Below are 23,129 nucleotides of genomic sequence, written 5' to 3'. Positions count from 1 at the left end.
CCTATTTCCTAAAGCGCTGTACCAATTCGTGCAAATCGACAGAGGAACGCATGGACCGCTCAACTGCATTGCTGAGCATTTCCATTAATTCGGTATTTTCGTGGGCTAACTGGGCAATGCGAACCACTTGATTACTACTATCTTCAACTACACCGGCTTGCTGCACTGCTGTTGCAGACATTTGCATGGTGCGTTCAGCGATATCATCCATCCGCTCCGTGACCTGATGAATCAATAATTCCTCTTGCTCCACCAAACTCATGCTCATCAACGAGGCCTCACCACCTTGATGAGCAAGCTTAGCAGAATGCGTCACGCTGTCTTGTAGCGCACGAATTTGCTCATCAATATCATGGGTTAACGCTTGCGTTTTACTCGCCAAGTTACGCACTTCATCCGCCACGACCGCGAAACCTCGGCCATGCTCCCCAGCTCGGGCGGCCTCAATCGCCGCATTTAAGGCAAGCAAATTGGTTTGTTCGGCAATTTGATCAATTGACTGGGTAGCGTGAATAATATTTTCCGTTAGCGATTGCACCCCTTGAATGGCCTGCTCGACAGACTGCACACGCTCTTTTAGTTCACCAATTGAACCTTTTACTCTACTACCAAGCTCCACAGCATCTTTAGTAAGCGCGGCGCCAGTTTGAGTAAAGTCAGCTGTCTCCGCCACATGACGTGATACCTCATCTGTCGTTGAAGACATTTCTGTCATGGCTGTTGCCATCAAGTCGGTTTGATTATTTTGGTCTGTTAATTTCACTCGGCCCTGTTCGAGTCCGCGATAACAAGTCTCCATTTGCTTTTCAACGTCGGCACTGGACTCTTCAATACGTGTCAGAACCGTTATCATACGGCTGTGAAGTGACTTGATACCTAGCACTAAACGAGCGGCGGACCCAGAGTAATCAGAGTAGGTTTTGGCAATCAACGGATCTTGAAAAGCATTTTCACCTAGACTCTCTCTTATGGCTGATAGGGTGCGCTGATTTTTGACTGCTTGAATGACACTAAAAGCAAGACTAAAACAAAGTGCCAAAGCCAGTGTAGCTTGACCGCCCATAAGCCCCTGCATAGTTAAAAGCGACAGCATTGCCAAGGCCAACCAAAACCACGGTGTTAAGCACCAAGTTTTAATCTTAGTAAATGGATTGGGGGTATTTACGTTGGCATAGAACTTTTCAGCACGACTGATATCTTCGCGCTTTGGACAAGAGCGCACCGATTCATAGCCAATAACTTTGCCATCGCGATACATGGGCATTACATAAGCGTCAACCCAATAGAAGTCGCCATTTTTACTGCGATTCTTAACCAATCCCATCCAAGCTTTCCCTGCTTTAAGGGTCTGCCACATATTTTCAAAAGCCGCAGAAGGCATATCAGGATGACGTACTAAGTTATGAGGCTGACCAAGTAACTCCTCTGGCTCATAACCAGAAATTTCAACGAATTCCTGATTAAAGCTTGTAATACGTCCCTTTACATCTGTTGTCGAAATAAGAAGCGTGTCTTGGGAAAAGCGACGTTCATTTGCAGTGACAGGAAGGTTCTTCCTCATAATCGTTCCATGGCAATAAATTGTTGTAATACTAAGCCGGCGGATAATGCCAACAAACCAGCGAAGGTAGAACCTGTCAGAAATATTTTTTTACAAAATTATTACGTATTACATAATTAAGATGATATAAGTCAAAACATAAGCATTCGATATATGATTTCAATAAGAATACTCAGCACCAAATAAGCATGTAAGTGATCTTTTTATTCACACTATTAACAAATAGCAACAAACAATATGACTCCTCTGCTACGACATAAAAAAAGGAGCTCAAATGAGCTCCTTAGGTAATAGCAACTTAAGTATAGTTTGATTATTTACTAATTCGTCCTGACAACATCTGTAAAATTAGGTTGCGAGGACCAAGAATACTAAATATCACCACTGCAAAGACGTGCACAACAACTAAGCTAAAGGTTATATTCGCCGCCACTTCATGCAATGTTTCGGCCCAATCTTCCCCCCAGAAGAGTCCATCTAATCCCCAGCCACTTAGCCCAGTAACCGTTAAACCAAGTAACAGAGCAAATACCATTAGTGCCCCCACTGGATTATGACCGTCCTCCTCAGGAATCTTACCTGAACGAAGCGCTTGTATATGCTGCTTAATACCTGAAATCGATGGAAAGAAGTTCACAAACCGAGCGTTTTTCGATCCCAAAATCCCCCATACAAATCGCACCGCTACTGCACAAAGAATGTAATAGCCAGCAAATTCATGGGGATCTGCACCTTCTTCTAAAAAGAAGAAATTCAGCAAAAACGCAAACGCAACGGTCCAATGAAAAACCCTAATAACAGGATCCCATATACTTCGACTTACCGTCATGACAACTCTCCAATCGCAGTGTTAGTTAGTCATCAATTTCAGTTTTCACTGCTTCACCGGTTACCGGATTAAAGTAGATTTCCACTTTGCGGTCTTTATTATCGTAGCCATAAATTTCGTAACAGTTGCCACTGGTTTCCTTGAATTTCTTGATGCGATAACCCTGATCTGAAATCTGTTGTTTCATGGCGTCTTGTGACATCCAAGAACTGCGCTCTACATCGGTACACTTTGGGCCAGCAATGGCAGAACCAGCAAATGTTAGAGTGATAACGGAAGAAATTAGTAATGCTTTCATGGACTCTCTCCTAGGGTAAATAAATAGAACCAGGCAAGAGTAGGAGGGTTTTCTTAAACAAAGCTTAATTAGAAAAGCCTTTGCACAAACTTACAAAGGCTTCTTAGTAGGGCTGGAGAAGAGTTCGTCTTAGCGGCGAAGTACAGATTCGATTTGCTCGGCCAGTGCCAATAAAGCAGTGTCCTGCCCGTTCATTGCGGTTAGCAGTAGTCCCATAGGTTCATCTTGATATGAAAAGGGCAATGAAATACTACAACCATCAATCACATTAGCGAAGGTTGTATTTCTTAGACAAAGTAAATTGATACGGTCAAAGTCTTCATCCATGGCAAAATCACTGAACTTGGGAGCACAACAGGCTACCGTTGGCAATAAGAATACCGTATTGTCAAATTGTTTATGAAACTGAGAAATCAGTTGTTGGCGCCGCCAACAGGTATCAGCAAACTCTTGATCCGAGACACTTGCCCCGCGAGCAATACGTTTTCGAACACGCGGATCTAACTGCTCGGACTCTAGGTCTAATAGTTGACCATAATGACGGCGACTTTCAATCGCAGAAAACTGCCAAACAGGTAGCTGTTTGTAGTCTTCAAACACATCTATCGACATTTGCTCAACGTTAAAGCCGTTCGCTTTGATTTGCGCAATCACCGATTCAAAGCCGTGTTTGATCGAATCATCCAGCTGATCTACACCAAAATTTTCAGGCACGATCAAAGTCATCGCCTGAACATTAATATCGGTATTTTGGCTGTCTGACAATACCTGCCAAGCCAAGCGACAGGTGGCAACATCTTCGGCAATCGGCCCCACACTGTCTAATGAATTAGATAACGGTGCGCACCCTTTTCTGGGCACGGATTGCTGTGTCGGCTTAAACCCCACCAAACCACAGAATGCAGCAGGAATTCGTAGTGAGCCTCCCGTATCGGTCCCTAAGGCAATATCGGCTAACCCCATTGCCACAGATACCGCTCCGCCACTGGTGGAGCCGCCGGGTATACGCTCTGCATTTAGGGGGTTTCGAGGTGTGCCGTAATGGGGATTAAGCCCAACTCCCGAATACGCCAGCTCAGTCATATTGGTATGACCCAAAATGCTTGCTCCTGCGGCTTTAAGTCGTGCCACAGCGTCGGCATCCTGTTCTGCGGGCACCTGGCCTAATAACTTCGTTCCAGCAGTCGTGGCATAGCCTTGTACATCGAAAGTCGCTTTCACAGACACCACTGCACCCACTAACACTCCCTCTGATAAGGAAGTTGGCTCAACAAAAGGAGCAATCAGAATGTGCTCTTCATCGGCTTGAGCTGCATTGCGCACAGTTTCCAAGTAAGTGTTGTAATCACGCAATTGCCAAGGCAAGGTGTCCGTCATAATGCATCCATCCTTTTTAATATTAAAAGCGAGCTCTAAAATGCCATTCGCCATCAGCAATGTCATTTTTAATCGACTCGCGAATATCATCGTCTAAGCGTTCATCATTAAAATCATATAAGCCAAGCAGTCGCATAACTTTATTACGCTTAATTTCTTTACCAATAAATTCATACACCACGCGAGTACAGCATGGCATACGCTCACCACTTCCCGACACCCCTAATCGCAGGCCCGTTAGACGATCAACCCGGTTTTTAAAGGTTGGGTAGAGAATGGTTTGCGTCATTTCTAAGTTCGTCAGGGTTTCATAATCATGTAAAAAAATACGATCGCCTAGGAATTGTACGACACCTTTATACATACCATGGAAGGGCTTTCCCGTGGCTCGCGGGTTCAATCTCTCCGTGCGTTGGTAGTAGGTTTTATTTCCTTGACGCTCTAGGCAAACCAAAGTGCGTAGAACCTTGCCTGGGTAAGCCATTGACAAGTAGTACTCAAAGTAATAACCCACATATTTATCAATGCCATGCTGACCGATGCTATTAAGCTGATCGAAATACTGCTGCTCTGGCGTGCTCGCAACTGGCTCTTGTTCCGCAATGGGGCGCACCTGTAGCAAGCGCCTAAACTGGCTGTGTGGCAACAGGATTTCGTGTTCCTCTACACCAAAAAAGTCACAAATACGACGTAGAGTACTGTTGGATGGAAAGGTAGTACCGCTTAAATAGCGGTTGAACTGTGGACGATTGATCGACAAGCGTCGACACACATCCGCAATGGATTTGTAGTAGCTGCACAGTAAGCGTAAGTTTTCCGGAAAGCTGTCGTTCATATAATCCCCCTTAATTGTCCGCATAGTAGCGCTTTCATAGGGGTAGTTAAACCTCAAATGTAGCGCTAGATGACTCTTTTAATACGCCAAATAACATCTATTTAGACCAATTTACAAACTCCCTTTTCCGCATCTAATTCGTTTCAATAGCACTCCTACTCAAATCAAATAAATACAATTAAATCACTAGGAGTATCTATGTTAACTATCCTTAGCGACTTGCTATGGAGCAAAGTGCTGATAGCCGTACTGATAGGTTTAGGTGTTTGGTTCACTGTCGCCTCTCGTTTTGTTCAATTTCGTTATTTTGGCAACATGTTTAGCATCCTGTCATGCAAAAACCGCCAACATGACGACAAACACCTAAGCTCCTTTCAAGCCTTAGTATTATCTGTTGCCGGCCGAGTTGGTGGCGGCAATATCGCAGGGGTTGCAGTCGCCATTACCCTTGGTGGTCCTGGTGCCATTTTCTGGATGTGGATTGTCGGCCTAATGGGCATGGCGACCAGCTTTTTTGAATGTACTCTCGCCCAAATGTACAAGTCCTCCGAAGAAGATGGTAGTTACCGCGGAGGTCCAGCGTTTTACATCGAGCGAGGTCTTGGTAAACACTGGAAATGGCTAAGCGTCATTTTTTCTATTCTACTATTTGCAACGTTCGGTATCGCTTTTACGACGCTTCAGTCTTACTCCGTCGCAACTTCTCTAGAAGATGCTTTTGGTATCCCGCTGTACTTTAGCGGTATCGGTTTGGCGTTAGTGGTAGGCCTTATCATTTTCGGCGGCGTTAAACGTATCGCACAAGTTGCAGAAGTACTGGTGCCTATCATGGCTGGCGGCTACCTACTTATTGCGATTATCGTGATTGCCCTAAACCTTTCCGAAATCCCGGCCATGTTGGAATTGATTGTTAAAAGCGCTTTTGGACTTGAGCCAGCCATCGGTGGTGGTATCGGTGCTGCCATCATGATGGGCGTAAAACGTGGCTTGTTCTCTAACGAAGCGGGGCTCGGTAGCGCACCAAACGTTGCGGCGGTGGCCTACGTTCCACACCCAGCCAACCAAGGTATTGTACAATCATTTTCAGTCTTCATTGATACCATCCTGCTGTGTACTTGTACCGCTCTGATCATTTTATTGGGCTCAGCTTACGATCCAAGTATCCAAGATTCTTCAGTTCAAGGGGTCGCTCTGACTCAAGCTTCTCTGGCAACGCATCTGGGGGAATGGGGTCGCGTATTTGTGAGTATTGCTCTGTTGCTGTTTGGCTTCTCCACCATCCTTTATAACTACTACTTGGGCGAAAACAGCGTTAGCTACGTCACCCATAGTGGCAACAATGATTTTGTAATGAATGCCTTCCGTGTGATCACCATTTGCCTATGTTGTGTGGGTGCCATTCTGGATCTAGGTACGGTATTCGCCTTTGCAGATTTGACCATGGGCCTATTGGCCTTGGTGAACTTGATTGCGCTAGCATTGCTGTTTAAACCAGCGAAGCGTGTCATGAAACATTATGAAGACCAACGCAAAATGGGGGTCACAACACCTACCTTTGCCGCGGAAGACTTCCCTGACCTTAACTTGGATGAAAGTGCTTGGCCTAAACGCTAAGCACGAACACTTTTTCCACCTTGGGTGTGCAGTGTGTTCGGTATCGCTGCACACCATTTTTTAGGATGCTGTTATGAATACTCGTTCTGAATACGACTTGCTTGGCAATTTAGACGTTCCGGCGGATGCCTACTACGGCATCCAAACCCTGCGTGCGGCACAAAACTTCTCGATCACAGGCGTCCCTATTTCGCATTTCCCAGAGCTCATTAAAGCTCTGGCAATGGTGAAAGCTGCGGCCGCTCGTGCCAACCAAGATTTTGGTTTGCTAGATGACACCAAAGCCGACGCCATTGTGTATGCCTGTCAGGACTTGATCAATGGTCAATATCATGACCAATTCATCGTTGATGTGATTCAAGGAGGCGCAGGTACATCCACCAACATGAACGCCAACGAAGTCATTGCGAACATTGCATTGACCAAACTAGGCCATAGTTTGGGAGATTACCAACACCTTCACCCGAATGACGATGTTAACCGCTCACAGTCCACTAACGATGCTTACCCAACGGCCGCGTGTCTGGGTATTCAATTTGCAGCGGACAATTTTGTGCCTTCTTTAGCTTCCCTCAAAGCTGCTCTTGAAGAAAAAGGCAAAGAATTTGCTCACGTTTTGAAAATGGGCCGTACCCAACTGCAGGACGCAGTGCCTATGACCCTTGGTCAAGAGTTTGATGCCTTTGCCGTGAACCTGGGCGAAGACATTGATCGTATTAAAGAAGCTTGTGCGCTACTGTGTGAAGTAAACCTTGGTGGTACAGCAATCGGTACTGGTATCAACACGCCTGAAGGCTATTCTGCGAAAGCGGTGGAGAAGCTAGCGACCATTTCAACTAAGCCATTAGTACCTGCGTCTAACCTAGTCGAAGCCACTTCTGACATGGGTGCGTTTGTGTTCTTCTCTGGTATTTTAAAGCGTTTGGCGATTAAACTGAGCAAGATGAGCAACGACCTACGCTTACTATCAAGCGGTCCGCGTACAGGCTTTGGTGAGATTAAACTACCGGAAATGCAGCCTGGTTCATCTATTATGCCGGGTAAGGTCAACCCGGTAATCCCAGAAGCCATGAACCAAACAGCGTATCAGGTAATGGCCTCTGACTTGGCCGTTACATTAGCCGCTGAAGCAGGTCAGTTGCAGCTAAATGCCATGGAACCAATGATTATCTATAATCTATTGAACTCATTAAAAATGCTGAAGCAAGCGTGCGAAATGCTAGAGCACAAATGTATCCGCGGCATCCAAGCCAACCAAGAAGCATGTTTGGCGCATGTCGAAAACAGCATTGGCATCATTACAGCATTGGTACCTCGTATCGGTTACGCCAATTCTTCACGCATTGCACGTCGCGCATTGCTAAGCGGCCTGACAGTAAAATCGCTAATATTAGAAGAAGCACTATTAACCGAAGATGAGTTAAATGAATTGCTGAAGCCAGAAAATATGATCGCTCCCACTCGGGCAAAAAGCTGATCGTCAAGGAGATAAAGTGACAGATAAACTGCTTATTATCTACACCGGCGGCACCATTGGTATGGTGCCGACCGAGCAAGGCCTTGCCCCAGCGGCAGGCCTTGCCAGCCGTATTCAAGAAACTCTTGGCGACAGCTTGAATGGCCTACCGGAATTTGACGTAATTGAACTCAATCCATTGATTGACAGTTCGAACATTACGCCAAGTCACTGGAGCAAAATCTATGACACCTTGCAACAAAACTGGTCTGCTTACGCAGGTTTTATCGTGTTGCACGGTACGGATACACTAGCCTACACCGCATCGGTGCTGTCTTATATGCTTGGTGCTTGTGACAAAAACGTCATCATTACTGGTTCTCAAATCCCGTTGGGTATGAGTCGTAGTGATGGCATCAGCAATCTTGAAGCCGCCTTGGCAATTGCCGCTGAAGAAAGCTTTGGGATGGCAACCGTATTGTTCCATCACACACTGATGCAAGGCAACCGAGTGACCAAATTTTCAAGCCATGACTTTGCCGCATTTCAATCATTTAATGCTGAGCCATTGGCAAAATTGTCGATCCACAAGAACTTCATCGGCACTCAGTTGAATGCTCATCGCACAGCGGCCCCCAAAGCTCGTGATTATGAGTTTTTACAAAACAGTGTGGGAGTGCTTCCACTCTACCCAAGTTTGCCCAAGTGCGCTTACCAAGGCTTTTTAGAGGATGCGCAATGTAAAGCGGTTATCTTACAAACCTATGGTGCAGGCAATATCGCGGATTCCAACCAAGATTTGGTTGAATTTCTTGAGGCAATGCAAGCGCGCAAGAAAGTCGTTATCAATGTGACTCAATGTGCTCACGGCGGAACGTCACAAGGAGCTTATGCGGCGGGGTCGCTGTTAAATCGCTTGTCGATTTTAGATGGCAAAGACATCACCCTTGAAGCGGCCTTTACCAAGGTCCATTGGTTGCTAGCTCAGGGCTATGGCTTCGAAGAGATTCAAGCCAACTGGTCACAGTCAGTCATCGGAGAAGTAAACGAATAAAACGCGATTTCGAAACTTACAATAACGCTTAAGCTTCGAAAAACACACATGGCAGGTTGAAACCATTACAACCATAGAGGATGATTCTGGTATCCCCATTTACTACCAGAAGATGCATATGACCATATCGCTGACCACACCTGCCATGCTTTTCCCAGCCGTGTCGTTGTTGCTTCTTGCTTACACCAATCGTTTCGTCACACTGGCGTCGCTAATTCGCAACTTTGATCCCGAACACAGTACGGAAAGCACTCAACAACAAATCGCCAATCTACGAAAACGCATCTATTTGATTCGACGCATGCAGGAAGCTGGCGTCATCAGCTTTTGTTTGTGTGTGGTGTCTATGATGGCGCTGTACTGGAATTACGATCTAATTGGTGGCTATATCTTTGCTGCCAGCCTCGCCTGCTTATTGTACTCACTGTTTTTGTCCGTACGTGAGATCAATATTTCCTGTGATGCCTTAGATGTGCATTTGAAAAACTTCAAAGTAGACTTTAAAAACAGTACCAAAAAGCGCTAACTCCTAGCCTATCTTAAAAGCTTTCATTCTCCGAGTAGACACTCAGTGTCTGCTCGCCAGAAATGCTAACGTCCACAGAAAACACTATCGGGCGACAACATACTTGGCAGTCCTCTATGTACTCATAACTTTCATCTGACGCTTCAACCAACACCTCAATGGTTTCGCCGCAATAAGGGCAACCGATCAATTCGTTCGTTAAGACTGAGTTCATTACTGTGCCTCCATTACTGCCTAGCATGATTCCTCCGCACGGACGTGGGAAGATTTATAGTTTAGACCAAACCGCCCATTCATTGCCGCAAGGGTCGAGAAAATGAAAACGGCGGCCACCAGGAAATTCAAAAATAGGCTGTTCGATGCTGCCGCCACAGCGCTCAACATTCGCCAGCGTGGTTTCTAATGCATCGCTATAGAGCACCACTAATGCAGCGCCAGACTGTGGTCGAGAGGTGAAATCCGCGCTAAAGAAACCGCCCTCCAAACCTGAGTTGGAGAACGCCGTGTAGTCCGCTCCGAAATCTTCAAATTGCCAGCCGAAGCATTGACTAAAGAACGTCTTATTTGCTTCTAAGTCCTTAGCGGGCAACTCTACATAATTAATATGATTACTTTGCATGATCGAGCTCCTCAATCAAATCGTGGCCATCGTTACCAAAATCACACTGCCTAGAATCATTACGCCCCCTAACCATTGTTGCGCACTGATGCGCTCATTAAAGCGGCGTTTTGATAAGTAAAGCGTGCCCAAAATTTCCGCTTGCCCTAAGGTTTTTACCAACGCAGGATTCACCAATGCAAAACCAGTAAACCAACCTATCGAGCCAAGCGAACTTAAAATACCCACTTTCCAACTCAGCTTCACAGATCGATTCACCGGTGCTCGCATATCCTGAGTTAAGATGATCTGGATGCCACATAAAATTATCGACTGTAAAGCTAGTACATACCATAACGTCACGCCAGCGCTGGTAATAATCGAGCCTTCTAAAGAATGGCTGGCTAACGAGGCAGTGACCGAGGTAATCGCAAAACATAAGCCACTACCAAGACCTGCAATCAAAGACATATCTTTGTGAGCGTGACGTAAGTTTTGCAATTTAATGCTCATCACCAGCGCCCCAAACACTCCCAAGACAATGCCCATCCAAGCCATAAAACTTAAAGAATGATGCAATAATGGAATACCAATCAAAGCGGCCAGAACTGCCTCGGTCTTAGCCAACAAAGTCCCCAAGGCAAAACTCCCGGACTGAAACACACGTAGCATCAAGTACGTTGCTAATACCTGCGCCACCGCACAGGCCGTCGCATAAGCGATAAAAACCAGCGCATTAGGAAATGAGATACTTCCTATTGTGAACCAGCAAACGATTAGATAAAGCGTAACCAAGGGTAGACCATATAAGGAGCGTGCCATCGTCGCATGCAGAAAACCTTGCTCTTGGGAAAGTGTTTTTTGATGGGCGGTACGAAAAGCCTGACAGGTCGCGGCAAACAGAGTGACAAAAATCCACATGTCGAAGTATGTATTCCTAAAGATTTATTTAATAGCGGGAAGAATGCGCCCCTAATTGCTATTTGTAAAAGGAATAATAAGAATCTCCACCATTCCAAATCGGAATGCTTAATTTTATACCTTACGCTGTTAAATCGTTCGAAGAATGATAACTAAGAACTTGGCGTCCATGCCAGTTTGCTAAGCCGTGTTTCCTTATTCACAAAGCGGATAGTTGCGTTTAAGACGGTTTTGGCGCTTCGACCCGACCATCGGCAAATTTGGCAAATCGACCTTGCTCCTTACCATGGGTTTGATCATGCTCTTGCCAAGGCCAACCACCGAACTGAGTACGCTGGTAATCAGAAAATGCTTGCTGAAGTTCTTGACGAGTATTCATTACAAATGGCCCGTGCTGTTGTACTGGCTCGTTTATTGGACGCCCTTGCAGCAAAAGGAAACGAGCTTTGGTTCCGGTATTTTGAATCTCAGCACTAATGCTACTGTCAAGCACATAAGCTTCCTGTACCGACACATCTGTGCCGTCCATTTGGGCGGATTTCCCCTCAAAGAAATACAGCGTACGGTTTAAGCCACGACTCGCAGCAGGCAGTGTCCATATGGCATTAGGCTCTAAGTCAATTATCCAAATGGCAACCTCATTATCGGTATCACCCGCCCAAGAATCCGGTGGCGGCGCTAAGGGCAAAATATTCTCACCCGCTGGGGTCCTATAAGCGCCTGCCACGATTTTGACTTGCGTTGCATTACCCGCGTTATCCTGCAGTTTAGCGACGGGGGTTTGCTCGTTCCACAACATGCCAAAATGAGGTTCGACCATTTTGCTTTTCGCTGGCAAGTTCAGCCAAACTTGAAACAGCTCAATTGGGTTAGGTTTATCCTCGTATACTAAAGGAAACATTTCCGAATGTTGCACACCTTTTCCGGCCGTCATCCACTGCGTGTCCCCTTGACCGTAGCGCCCTGCTGCTCCCATAGAGTCTGCATGATCGACGAAGCCTTCGTTAACAATGGTAACTGTCTCAAAACCTCGATGCGGATGCGCTGGAAAGCCCGGTACCTTACTACCGTGATACATACGCCAACCATTAATATCTGCGAAGTCTTGACCAATGTTTCGCCCCGCTAACGACGCAGCTGGGCCAAGTGTGCCATTACCTTCAGGAAAGCGGTCATTATGAAACGCACAAAATAGAAATGGGTCGAAGGTGGGCCAAAACATTTGCAGTTTTAGGCGCTGTTTTATCGCTGCTGACATGATTCTCTCCCGTAAACTGTCACTGTCCTGCAAGCCTAGCGTATGCAGCCATTTGTTTCGATATGATGGCAATGACTTCCATACTTCATTCTTTTCTTAAGCACTGTTCTAAATGAAAAAGCACTATGCAGAACCATGAATTTTAGCCAGTTCTCTAATACTTTCGTCTTACTCATAACGCTTTATCACCGCCTAAATGTTTTAATCAAGCGACTAAAAAATAAAAATTACGTGGAGTGACTGTATGGTGCAGATATGGATTGCCACCTTGATCATGGCTGTTGTGTCAGTAGTAGGTGTTATCAAGTTCGACATCCCAATTTGGTTTGCCGTGCTAGTGTGGTGTGTATGCGCTTCAAATGGTGTAATTGCCATGGTTAGCCACCGCAAGTTTTTTCAACGAAATCAAGCTGGCCAGACATCCGCTCCCCAAGGCAAAGCTACCACTCCCTACAGCCGCATTGCCGCAAATGTGTCTTCTACTGCTTCTAAAATGGCGATTGGCTCTGCTGAGGTTTCCTATGCTGTAGACAGCCTGACAAGAAGTATTCAGACCGTAGAAGATCATAGCCAACAAATTTCCCAAGCCACTTCAGATCTAAGCTCCACCGGTGAGCAAGTGTCAAACCACATTGTGATGGTGAACGGTACAATGGAGCAAACCGCACAAGCTGCATCCCAGTCAGAGTACAAATTGCGAGAAGGCGCTGAACGCATTGCCGCACTTGCAAAGGCTGTCAACAGTGCGGCTGAACAACTGGAACGCCTAAAACAAAGCGCTGATGACATCGAAACCATTACCGATGTCATCAAGGGCGTGTCTGAGCAAACCAATTTACTGGCACTGAATGCCGCCATCGAGGCGGCTCGCGCTGGTGAACAAGGCCGAGGCTTTGCTGTGGTCGCGGATGAGGTTCGCACCCTAGCAGGGAAAAGTGCTGAGGCGTCCCAGCAAATTGCAGATATGCTTAATGAAGTTCGTAATAACACCTTGCGCACACGCGATGACATGGCCCAAGTCACTGAGCAAAGCCAATTACTCGAACAGGAACTTGGCGATGTGACCAAGATTTTCTTGCAGATAACGCAAGATGTCCGAAATGCATCAACCTCAATGGAAGAGATTAAGCAGTCCAGCCTTGGCTTCCAATCCACCAGCTTGCAGATCAACAGCTCCATTGACGATATCAGCGTCTCTCTCGCAACCCTTTCGCAACGTAGTAAAGAGCTCTCGCATCAAGCAGGAGGCTTGAGCCAGGGGGCTGAAAGTGTTTTCTTAACGCTAGATGGCATTCCACACGATAGCTTTTTTAAAGACACACTTGCTGAGGGGCGTCAGGCCGCAGATCAGATAGGCAAGCTGTTCGAATCTTGGATCGATCAAGGTAAAATTAGTTTAGACGCTTTATTTGATCAAACTTACACACCGATTTCTAATACGAACCCAACTAAATACTCAACCGCTTATGACCAGCTCACTGATCAGTTTCTACCTGATATCCAAGAGCCAATCTTAGAACGACATCGACACATCCTCTACGCTGGCGCAGTTGATCGCAAAGGATATTTTCCCACCCATAATCGTCGCTACACAAAACCGCTAACAGGTGATTACGATAAAGATCTTGTAAATAACCGCACCAAACGTATCTTTAGCGATCCTACTGGCAGTCGCTGTGGTGCACATACAGACTCGTTTTTAATGCAAACCTACAAGCGGGACACCGGTGATATCTTGCACGATCTATCTATCCCTATCTATGTGAAAGGCAAACACTGGGGCGGTTTTCGGATCGGATTTCAAGCTAGTTATTAATCATTACAGCAAGCCAACATCCGTGAAAACACGCCATGTTCGGGATACCGTATTTGTTTTGAGCTTGTTTGTATGTGAACTCGCCTTTTTCTACTTGGTCGACAACTGCCAATTTAAAGGCAAGAGAATAATCGTGTTGAGTTCGCGTAGTTGTTACGGTCATTGCACTCTCCAATTTATCAATTAAAAAGTGGCAACCTCATTTAGGACGGGGTAACAAAAATAAAAAAGCCCGTGATGCTAGCCAGCATCACGGGCTTTTTACATTCAGTTGATATTAGAAATCGCTATAGTTCTGCTCTTGCACGGGTTGAATATCAGGGTTATCCAAAATAACCACGGTATCGTTTGCAGGCTCTGTATCAGAGTCGGTTTCTTCTGCAGCTTGTTCAAGAGATGACTCTGGCAATGGGACTTCTTCTGACTCTGGCTCGAAGATGTCTTCTTCTGCTGGAATTTCGACTTCAGGCTCTGAGTTGGATCCCTCTTCTTCGAAGGCGTTTTCTTCGATGATGATGGCATCGTCGATCAGTAAGCTATCGAAGCTTTCTTCTTCAGCCGTCTCAGTCTCAGTCTCAGTCTCAGTCTCAGTCTCAGTCTCAGTCTCAGTCTCAGTCTCAGTCTCAGTCTCAGTCGAGACTGTTTCCGGAGCGTCGAACATCAAGCTGTCATCTGTTAAAAGACCGCCTTCTTCCAAGTCAGACTCTTCCGTTTCATCAACGGTATCGCCTTCAGCCTCTTCTATCACGTCAGTCTCTGGTATGTCTGCTCCCGTTGCATCTTCTGTAGCGTCAGTAGCTTCCGCTAGGACATCTTCTACTTCGGTGATGTTTTCATCGACTTTGCCGTCGTTGCTATCATCGGACTCCGCTTCTGGGGCTGTTTCTTCTAGAGCTTGCTCTAAACTCTCTTCAGCGACGACTAGCTCTTCTAGGGCATCACCAAAGTCTTCTTCTTCAAGCTCAGTGTAGTTGACCAGCATGTCTTGAACGTGCTCCATTGCCGTCATCAGCTCTACTGGCGTAATACCTTGGCTCACAAGTAAGTTATTGACGTCGTCCATGCTTGCCGAGCTTAAGTTCAACGAAGTCGAAGCAAGGGCATCGCGCGATGCAGCCGATATTTGAATCCCGCCTGCAGTGTTGCCTTCGCTGTCCAGTGACTGTAGGAAAACAGCCATTTTCTGTACGTAGTCATTAGACAGGTCGGTACGAGACACATCGGCAAGATCCTGCAAGAAGACGTTACCACGCGCCAAGTCATCCGCCATCGCGGTACCGATCAATACACCACCCACGCTAAAGGTCACGCTGTCGCCATCTTGGTAACTAAAGCCACCGTTGACATCGGTGTAGCCTGTGATGCCCGATGAGGTCTCGTAGTACATGCCTTCAACGATGCCATCAATGATGATGCCATCGTTCGCAGTGCCGCCATTATCAGTTGTATCCAACGAGCTAAACAGTACTGGCGTCCTCAAGCTACTAGCATCACCGGGCACAATGTAGTCATCGGCATCGGCTGTGATGTTGTCATTTCCCGCACCGGCAATGATCAGGTAACGTCCACTGCCTGCCACGTTGATGGTGTCACCATTATTAGAGCCTAACTCAAGCGTGTAAGTCGTGCTGTTGAAGGTTAGCTGCTCGATATTGGTTAGCGTATCTGTACCCTCAATCCCTGAGATCGTTAGTTCTCCAGAGCTGACATCGTAGCGCATTTGATAATCGGTAATATTTGAGCCATATATAGCGGTATCATCCCCTGCACCACCAACAATCGTGTCATCACCGGCACCAGAGTTTACGGTCGCGCCATCAGCTGTCGTGACGACAATAGTATTATCTTCGTCGCCGGTGGTGATTGTTTGGCTTTCATCCAAGCGTAAGTTGAAAGTGTCTGTTGAACCTGATGTCAACGTACTTTTTGGCAGACCTGTTACGCTGTCTACCGTTCGCACCGTCACATCTATATCATCATTAAAAGCATGATAAAGCAGTTCAATATCGCCGATCTGATCATAAGGCACATTGGTAATGGTCCATTTACCACTATTAAAGCTCGCTTGAGGTGCGTCTAACACTGTGCCGTTTAGGCGGAACAACGCGGTATCGTCTAAAGGCGTCGTTGTACCCTCGAATGTTACCATTAACGTTTCGGAACCATCGGTATCCGCCACGTTGGCATTCAGGTTCAGTGCCGTCCAAGTGTACTCATCGCCAAAGGTTTTCGTAGCTTCCATATTCAGTAAGTCATCGGCTACCGGATTGAAGTTGACCTGAAGATTAGGCCAGGTCTGGGCACTTTCTTTGCCGGATTCACCCACAGTAATGGCCAATCCTACTTCAATAGTGCCAGAGAAGTGCTCTACCGTCGCAGTGCGTTGAATACCAATCTTTTCTAGATCGACGATAGAGTTGACATTAAAGGTGTAGTCGTAAAGGTAATCGCCATTAGCGTCCACACCGGATATAGTGCCCGTTTGCACAACACCATCTAGCACAACTTCAAAGCCTAAAGGTACACCGCTAAGCGTGGCTGAGGTGATGCTTTCACTGTCATCTCCGAGTGCCGCATTATCCCCTAGATCTAGCAATGCTATGCCATCTTCATCACCCGCCATGATTGGGTCAGGATTAACCAACCCATCATTCACAGACTGCACCGTTGCAGTGACTTCATCCGAAGTAAGCCAAGTTGCCGTATTATAACCAGAAGATTGCGGATTTTCTTGCGTTAACGCCCAAGCTTTAATGCTAACTTCATTACCGTGCTGATTCGCTGGCGGTGTGTAAGTGATGGTGATGCTGTTACCAAAGTTAGCATCAATAACGATATAATCACCTGCAGGAAGTGCATTCGAAGGCGACTGACCGTCTGTCACTTCGTTAGCATTGATCGTTGTAGTGGCTAATGCACTGCCATTTAATGTAAATACCCCTAGATTACCACCATCCGTACTCACCGTCTGAGTCACTTGAATATACAGCTTGCCATCAACCAATATTTGGCGTGGGTCATCTGCGGCGTTAGTCAAATTGATAACAAAGTCCGTGGCGGTATCTTCTTGTATTGTTGAGCCTGTGATAGACAGACTACTTTCATCTGTAACCGGCGCAATCTTAAAGCTAGCATCGTCTATCGGGTAGCTATTGTGTTCATTTAGACCGTAGGTCGTAATGGCAATATCAAAGTCCACCGTCGTTGGTGTATTAATGTTTTCATTACTATCTGGCGTTATCGATAACTGACCTAGTGAAGCCATTACGTCATCTACGTCACCTTCACCTGATAGTGTGTAGTACCCACCGTCTTCGTCAATATACTCGGCACCAGATAAAGAGGCCCCATCGAGGTTTTTAATAGTAATAGTGTATTTACTGCTATCACCGCCCGTTGCGCCATCAGTAACGGTTACCAAGTCATCTAATGTACGCGCCGTATCTTCGACAAAATCGACATTGTTGAGCTCCACAACAAGATCCATTGGATCGGTTGACGCAGGATCACTACCGATACCGTTATCACCAAAAGTATTACCATCAATGACTAATTTAAATGTTACGTCATTCGATAACGTATTGCCGCCATTATCTTGGTGACTCACACGAATGGTAATATCCTGATCGATATCCGTATAGGTCTCACGGTCCACAATAAAGCGAATGCTGTTGGTTTCGCCCGTAGCGTTATCAATCGTCAAATCATTATTAATATCTACACGCCAGCGCCCTGTATGAACGGAGTCACCATTACTGTCGGTAATGTCACCTAAGTACGTACCACCTTCGATATCAATACCTTTTGGCACACCAAATAGTTCAACGGTTTGTTTAATCGTTTCTGAGCCGTCGATATCTTGACCGTTGCTACCTTCGCTACTCATATCATCGGCGATTAGCGTAAAGGGAACCTCGAAGATAGTGTTATCTGTCACCGTCACCGTAACTGGTTGAGTGCCGGCATCATAGGTCAGGTCATTGTTGCCATCGCTATCAACATCGGTAATTGCGCCTAGATTTAGCGTTGCGGTATCGGTCACTGCATTGACTGTGACAGTGTAGGTCGCCGTCACGTAATCTGTCGTTGGCACCGTACCATCGTAACTATTGCCTGTTGGCGTCGTGTCTGTGTACGGATGATCGCCTGCTGGCGAACTATCCGAAACGGTATAGCGGAAGTCAAAGGTATAGTCTGCATCGCTGTCATGACGGCTGTCTTGGAAGCGCGCTATCACTTGCTCAACGGTATTATTTGAAACATCAAGCTTAACCCAGTTTTCACCTGCGTTGGTTTTCACCAATGTTTGTGAGGCTGTAATCAATTCAATACCATCAGGAATACTTTCAGTATTGATCCATACCCCTGTTAATTGTTCGTTCGGGCCACCATTACCAGAGAAGGTGAAATCTAAAATTTGATCTGTATCTTCGCTTTGGGTCGCACTATTATTGACCGTGCCTTCGGCTTCTGGAGTAACAAGCACCGATAATCCAATGTTAACTTTGTCAGAATCCCCTTGGGTATTGCCACTCAAATCATCGTCTTCAACCGTTTGCAGGTCTAAATTAAAACCAACCGTACCATTAAAGTCTGTAGGGATATCTAGGTTAGCATTACCAAAGTTCACAGACTCAACAATCCACTCTGTTGCCGTAATTTGGGTAACACCCGAGCCACTGATACCAAAACCAGCATCCACTTGATCTTGAGTAAGCTTAATCGTTACAAACAAATCTTCTGAGTCATCAATATCATCTGAGCCAAAGACGGCCTTATCGCCAACAAACAAACTGTCTAGCGTGATACTTGCTGTGTCCTCATGCACCACCGCTTGATAGATGTGTTTCACCCCATCAAGGTCAGTCATCTCGACCTCTTTTTTGTCATTAGAAGTTGGCGTATCAGCGACACCCTGAACTTTGATATTTATCTCTAGATCTTCAATAGGCGTACTGGTACTGCTTCCATCAACTGAGTAAGCCGTCGCTAACAGATCCACATCGCGGTTATCGTTGTAGACTGGAATGTATTTGAAGTCAGCGTCGTTATCAAAGTTATCAATAGTGATTTTCCATGTACCAGCGCCTGAATCAGCTGGTGTGACTTGATAATTAGTGCCCTTCCATTGACCATTGTCAGCGGCACCTATTTGAGTTAGAGATGAATCTTCTTTATATAATATTCCGTTGTAGTAAATAGCTGCACCATCAGGGATTTTACTTAAGATAATCGTCTGCGACTCGGAGCTATCATCGTCTTCGGTGGTCAGTCTAACGTTCAAATCGATACCATTAGCTGCGCTTGTATCATCAGCGGTGCCATCGGCATTGCGTCCAGCATCTTCGTTGCCGAATGACTGTTTGATCGCGACGGTGACATCATCCGCCACTGGATCAATGGTAAAGGTTAGGTAAGACTCACCGCTAATTTGGGTATTTTGCGTATTTGGATTATCTTCGTCGTGATCAACCGTTTTCGCTTCCACTAGAATTTTATGCTCACCCGATAAGTTTGGCGGCGCAATAAACTCCAGTGTGTTCAAGTATTCTACTGGGATTTCCACTCGTCCACTGGCATCAGTCTGCTCCACCCAATTATTACTACCGTCCTTGTAACGATATTGAGAGCCAGTAATAGGGTTATTACTGCTATCCATAAAGGTGAATAAGGCGAAGGTTTGCTCAGAGTTTGTCTGCTGCTGTGTAGAATTATCGGTTTGATCGTAAGCCAAATCAGGATCATCTTGGTTCGTCCAGCCATCTTTCAGATTGAAAGTAGTGCCTTCTTTACCTAATTTAAACCATGCTATAGCAGCATTAGGGTCACTTGGATCTTCACCATCCTCTGTTGGGTTGTTGCTGTATTTGTGATTTGGGTTAATGGTTAGATCTTGGACACCTAGACCATCACTATCCGTACTAAGTGAACCACCGTCATTAGGGCTAGTGACTTCCGCTACAGGCGTAACGGTTACTTTCAATGTGTGTTCAAACGTCTCGTTATCTGTTGTGTAGCTCACATCACCGGAAGCTGAATCTTGAACAGTTATATCAATAGATAAATTAATATCTGTACTGCTGTGAGCTGGCGGAGTGAGTGTGTAATTTTTAAAATTCGCTAAGCCAACCCTGGTAATATCTACAGTTTCATCTGCACTACCGTCTCCAGTTCGAAGTATCTTTCCTAGATGGTCTTTAAGCACCCAGCCTATTGGAAGATCTTTGATCACAACTTGAGTGATGCTTTCTGAGCCATCTTTATCATTCAGCGCTAAACCAGAGAACGCCTTAACAGCCGTGTCTTCTTGAGTACTTTGATCCGGTAGTTTTACGTTATCTGCATCAGGACTAACGTATAGATTTAATGTGACTTGGTCATAAGTATCATAAATGGTTGTATGAACAGTCGTCGTTGTACCTGTTGTTGAAACATCGCTGTGACTTGAATCCGTATCATCGTCATGGGCAATCAACTTGATGCCGATGCCTTTAATATCACCACTAAAGTTTTGTGGAGGTCTAAACTCTAGGTTTGGAATTTCTTTACCTGATAATTCAAACGTGTAGCCATTGGTCGCTTCGGTAGCTGTAATGGTATGGTTACTGCTACCCACTTTGATGGTTGAGCCTACTGGCAAATCCGTCAGTTTGATGCTGTAAGCCTCAGACATGTCGTTATCATTGACGGTTTCACGCAGAATATAGTCAATATCAAACCAAGTATCCTCTACCATAGTATTGGAGTAGGTTTTATTATCACCATCGCTGTCGACATTACCGTCACCTGGCGATGCATCTCCATCATTAAATACTAGCTCGACCGGATCGGTCGCGGCTAAGACATCGACCTTTATATCAATGGTTTTAGTGACAGGAGTAACATCAGCCTTAACTGATCCATCATCATTGACTTCATAGGCGGTAACACTCTGTTTGATCGTGAAGTTGCTGGCATCATCTTCCACATGGATAAACTTCAGGCCTTCAAATTCGGCTTGTGTCAATGAAACATCCGCATCTTCAGCGGTGACATCGGTATGATGGTATTGCACAGGATCAGTAATATAAATGGTGAGCGAGTTACCAGTATTAGCTGTGCCATTAATTAGATCTGTGCCATCGGCTTTCTCTATGATGACACCATCTGGAATATTAGACAGGGTAATTAGACCAAAGCGCTCCGGCTCATCGTTTTCGCTATCATTTGCTGTCTCATCGGTCGCATCACCGGATGTTGGCAAACTCAGTTCTAGGTCTACTGAGTAGCTGCCCTCCTGAGTATTTGCATCATCTTCGACAATCTTGATGTTAACATCGGACCCAAGTGGCGTATCTGTTACAGGAGTCACGGTAATATTTACTGTACCAGTCGCCGTATCACCATCGTTATCCGTTACGGTGTAATCGAAGTCTGGCGCACCGCTGTAGTTTGCTTTGGGAACGAAAGTTAACGAACCATCACCATTGTTGGTTAACACGCCAATGGGATTTGAGTGATCGCTATCATTGGAGTCATATAAGTTGATGGTCTCACTGGTATTTAGCGTTCGATTACCTGTACCATCGCCATTATCAATGGTGATTTGACCACCTTTGAAGTCTTCGCTGGACAACCAGAATGTTGCTTCAGAATCCGTTGCTAACGTGTCTTCGTCCATAGTAACAGTATCTGGAGAAGCCTCAGGTAATGAGTCATTAACAGTCACTGTAAACTCTTCGGTGGCGCTGGTAGCGCCTTGATCAGTGATCTGATAGCCAAATGTCAGTACTACATTGTCATCTACATTAACAGTTGGATGATCGATATTTTTATACTGAGTATAGGTATAGCTATCATTGCTACCGCCAGGTGCATTTTTATCTAGAGTGATATCGAATACTTTATCGCTATCTGCACGTCCATTGCCCGCATAAGCCGTGATGGTATTATTATTGACGACATACTCAATGGCTGTGCCATTTGATGTCAAATTAGCGGGTGCAGTACTTGAGTAGTTAGTATCATCCGATGTAAACGTAGGAGCACCTACAAAGCTCAGCACATAGTCATCATCATCGGTTGATGCACTGATATTTAACGTTTTGGTGTCTGTAATAGTGCTCGCTGCATCACTGGCTACAAAATCATCTTCATCGACATAGGCATCAGCTGGATCACCAAGACTAACGCCATCTTTGATCGTTCCAGTAGCGGATTTTCTATTCCCACTCACATCACCAATGGCGATATTTTCATAGGTATCTTTATCTTGGCTGATGGCTGTTATTGTTGCGGTATACGACTCATCGCTTTCTTGCACAAAATCATCTTTGGAAGTATGCGTAATCGTCGCGCTACTTTGCCCTTCGCCAATGGTAACCGTGACTGTTTTGGCCGTATCATTTTTAAAGTCAGCATCTACCGTTGCATCTAGATTATAGGTAAGTGTGATGGTGATGGTTTCACCGGTTGGAACCGTTACTTCCTTACCATCTTTATCAACCAGCTTCACAGTATGCGTTAGTTCATTACCTTCAAAGACCGTTGGACTATTTTCAATGATAGCGTAGATACTGTCTTCTGGACCGTAGCTGCCAGTTGGTTGATCAGAGCCTGGATAGTCATCTGATTGATCGGTTGTAGACGGGTTATCGACAATAGTTGTTGTAACTGGCGATGTATCGACAGTTACGTCTTCATACACTGCTCCTGCATCTGGATGCTTGTAGCTACCATCATCGATCGTAACGGTGAATTTCTCTCCGTTATCACTTAAGTAGTCATCAAATGCTGATGTAGAAATTACATCACCTAAATTAACAGATGTCTGAGAGGTGTTATTAAAATCTTCCGAACCATCATGGGCTGTCTGTGCATTGGCTCCAGTGGCATCACCGTTAGTAAAGGTAATATCGATAGATCCTACTTGGTCAGCCAATTTTGTATCGGGACTATACACCGCGACATCTGGTGCGAAGGCCACTGCCATGTACTTGGCATCACT

The 23,129-nt window shown here is 45.6% G+C and carries 16 protein-coding genes; 5 read left to right on the top strand and 11 right to left on the bottom strand.

The window, feature by feature from the left end; all coding sequences use genetic code 11:
* Nucleotide 1: 1 nt before the first annotated feature.
* The 5 genes from ASC49_RS15865 to ASC49_RS15845 form a co-directional block, all read right to left on the bottom strand.
* Entirely contained in the window at nucleotides 2-1,561 is a 1,560-nt protein-coding gene (locus ASC49_RS15865; protein ID WP_055464228.1) for a methyl-accepting chemotaxis protein, read from the bottom strand.
* A 313-nt stretch (nucleotides 1,562-1,874) separates the two neighbouring features.
* Nucleotides 1,875-2,390 carry a cytochrome b/b6 domain-containing protein gene (locus ASC49_RS15860; protein WP_055464227.1) on the bottom strand — a complete coding sequence of 172 codons (516 nt, stop codon included), beginning with the start codon at nucleotides 2,388-2,390 and terminating at the stop codon, nucleotides 1,875-1,877.
* Nucleotides 2,391-2,415: 25 nt separating this feature from the next.
* Complete coding sequence (locus tag ASC49_RS15855; RefSeq protein ID WP_055464226.1) at nucleotides 2,416-2,688, bottom strand: PepSY domain-containing protein; 273 nt, start codon at nucleotides 2,686-2,688, stop codon at nucleotides 2,416-2,418.
* 129 nt (nucleotides 2,689-2,817) lie between these two features.
* The gene (locus ASC49_RS15850) at nucleotides 2,818-4,065 is read right to left on the bottom strand and encodes an amidase family protein (RefSeq protein WP_082443861.1); all 1,248 of its coding nucleotides are present in this window, start codon (nucleotides 4,063-4,065) and stop codon (nucleotides 2,818-2,820) included.
* 22 nt (nucleotides 4,066-4,087) lie between these two features.
* On the bottom strand, nucleotides 4,088-4,900 hold the full coding sequence (locus ASC49_RS15845) for a helix-turn-helix domain-containing protein (RefSeq protein WP_055464225.1): 813 nt from the start codon (nucleotides 4,898-4,900) through the stop codon (nucleotides 4,088-4,090).
* Nucleotides 4,901-5,098: 198 nt separating this feature from the next.
* Between ASC49_RS15845 and ASC49_RS15840 the strand changes: the two genes are divergently transcribed.
* The 4 genes from ASC49_RS15840 to ASC49_RS15825 all read left to right on the top strand — a co-directional run bounded on the left by ASC49_RS15840 (nucleotide 5,099) and on the right by ASC49_RS15825 (nucleotide 9,550).
* Nucleotides 5,099-6,514, top strand: a complete 1,416-nt coding sequence (locus ASC49_RS15840; protein WP_055464224.1) for an alanine/glycine:cation symporter family protein — start codon at nucleotides 5,099-5,101, stop codon at nucleotides 6,512-6,514.
* A gap of 73 nt (nucleotides 6,515-6,587) precedes the next feature.
* Nucleotides 6,588-7,991, top strand: coding sequence for an aspartate ammonia-lyase (locus ASC49_RS15835; protein WP_055464223.1), 1,404 nt, complete (start codon nucleotides 6,588-6,590; stop codon nucleotides 7,989-7,991).
* A 16-nt stretch (nucleotides 7,992-8,007) separates the two neighbouring features.
* Entirely contained in the window at nucleotides 8,008-9,024 is a 1,017-nt protein-coding gene (locus ASC49_RS15830) for an asparaginase (protein ID WP_055464222.1), read from the top strand.
* Nucleotides 9,025-9,142: 118 nt separating this feature from the next.
* Nucleotides 9,143-9,550, top strand: a complete 408-nt coding sequence (locus ASC49_RS15825) for a DUF2721 domain-containing protein (protein ID WP_055464293.1) — start codon at nucleotides 9,143-9,145, stop codon at nucleotides 9,548-9,550.
* Between the two features lie 13 nt (nucleotides 9,551-9,563).
* Here ASC49_RS15825 and ASC49_RS15820 read toward each other — a convergent pair whose 3' ends face one another.
* The 4 genes from ASC49_RS15820 to ASC49_RS15805 form a co-directional block, all read right to left on the bottom strand.
* Nucleotides 9,564-9,764, bottom strand: a complete 201-nt coding sequence (locus ASC49_RS15820) for a CPXCG motif-containing cysteine-rich protein (protein ID WP_055464221.1) — start codon at nucleotides 9,762-9,764, stop codon at nucleotides 9,564-9,566.
* 54 nt (nucleotides 9,765-9,818) lie between these two features.
* Complete coding sequence (locus ASC49_RS15815; RefSeq protein WP_055464220.1) at nucleotides 9,819-10,169, bottom strand: VOC family protein; 351 nt, start codon at nucleotides 10,167-10,169, stop codon at nucleotides 9,819-9,821.
* Between the two features lie 15 nt (nucleotides 10,170-10,184).
* Nucleotides 10,185-11,069 carry a DMT family transporter gene (locus ASC49_RS15810; protein WP_055464219.1) on the bottom strand — a complete coding sequence of 295 codons (885 nt, stop codon included), beginning with the start codon at nucleotides 11,067-11,069 and terminating at the stop codon, nucleotides 10,185-10,187.
* 220 nt (nucleotides 11,070-11,289) lie between these two features.
* Entirely contained in the window at nucleotides 11,290-12,327 is a 1,038-nt protein-coding gene (locus tag ASC49_RS15805) for a pirin family protein (protein WP_055464218.1), read from the bottom strand.
* Between the two features lie 244 nt (nucleotides 12,328-12,571).
* On the opposite strand from ASC49_RS15805, the gene ASC49_RS15800 reads away from it, so the two are divergent.
* Nucleotides 12,572-14,143, top strand: coding sequence for a methyl-accepting chemotaxis protein (locus tag ASC49_RS15800; RefSeq protein WP_055464217.1), 1,572 nt, complete (start codon nucleotides 12,572-12,574; stop codon nucleotides 14,141-14,143).
* Here ASC49_RS15800 and ASC49_RS19810 read toward each other — a convergent pair.
* Nucleotides 14,133-14,306, bottom strand: coding sequence for a hypothetical protein (locus ASC49_RS19810; protein ID WP_055464216.1), 174 nt, complete (start codon nucleotides 14,304-14,306; stop codon nucleotides 14,133-14,135). The genes ASC49_RS15800 and ASC49_RS19810 overlap by 11 nt on opposite strands.
* Nucleotides 14,307-14,420: 114 nt before the next feature.
* On the bottom strand, nucleotides 14,421-23,114 hold the full coding sequence (locus ASC49_RS19915) for a cadherin-like domain-containing protein (RefSeq protein ID WP_211262072.1): 8,694 nt from the start codon (nucleotides 23,112-23,114) through the stop codon (nucleotides 14,421-14,423).
* Between the last annotated feature and the right edge of the window lie 15 nt (nucleotides 23,115-23,129).

Origin of the sequence: Marinomonas fungiae, from assembly GCF_001418205.1 — a bacterium.
Taxonomy (GTDB): domain Bacteria; phylum Pseudomonadota; class Gammaproteobacteria; order Pseudomonadales; family Marinomonadaceae; genus Marinomonas; species Marinomonas fungiae.
This window is presented reverse-complemented; position numbering and strand designations above follow the sequence as displayed.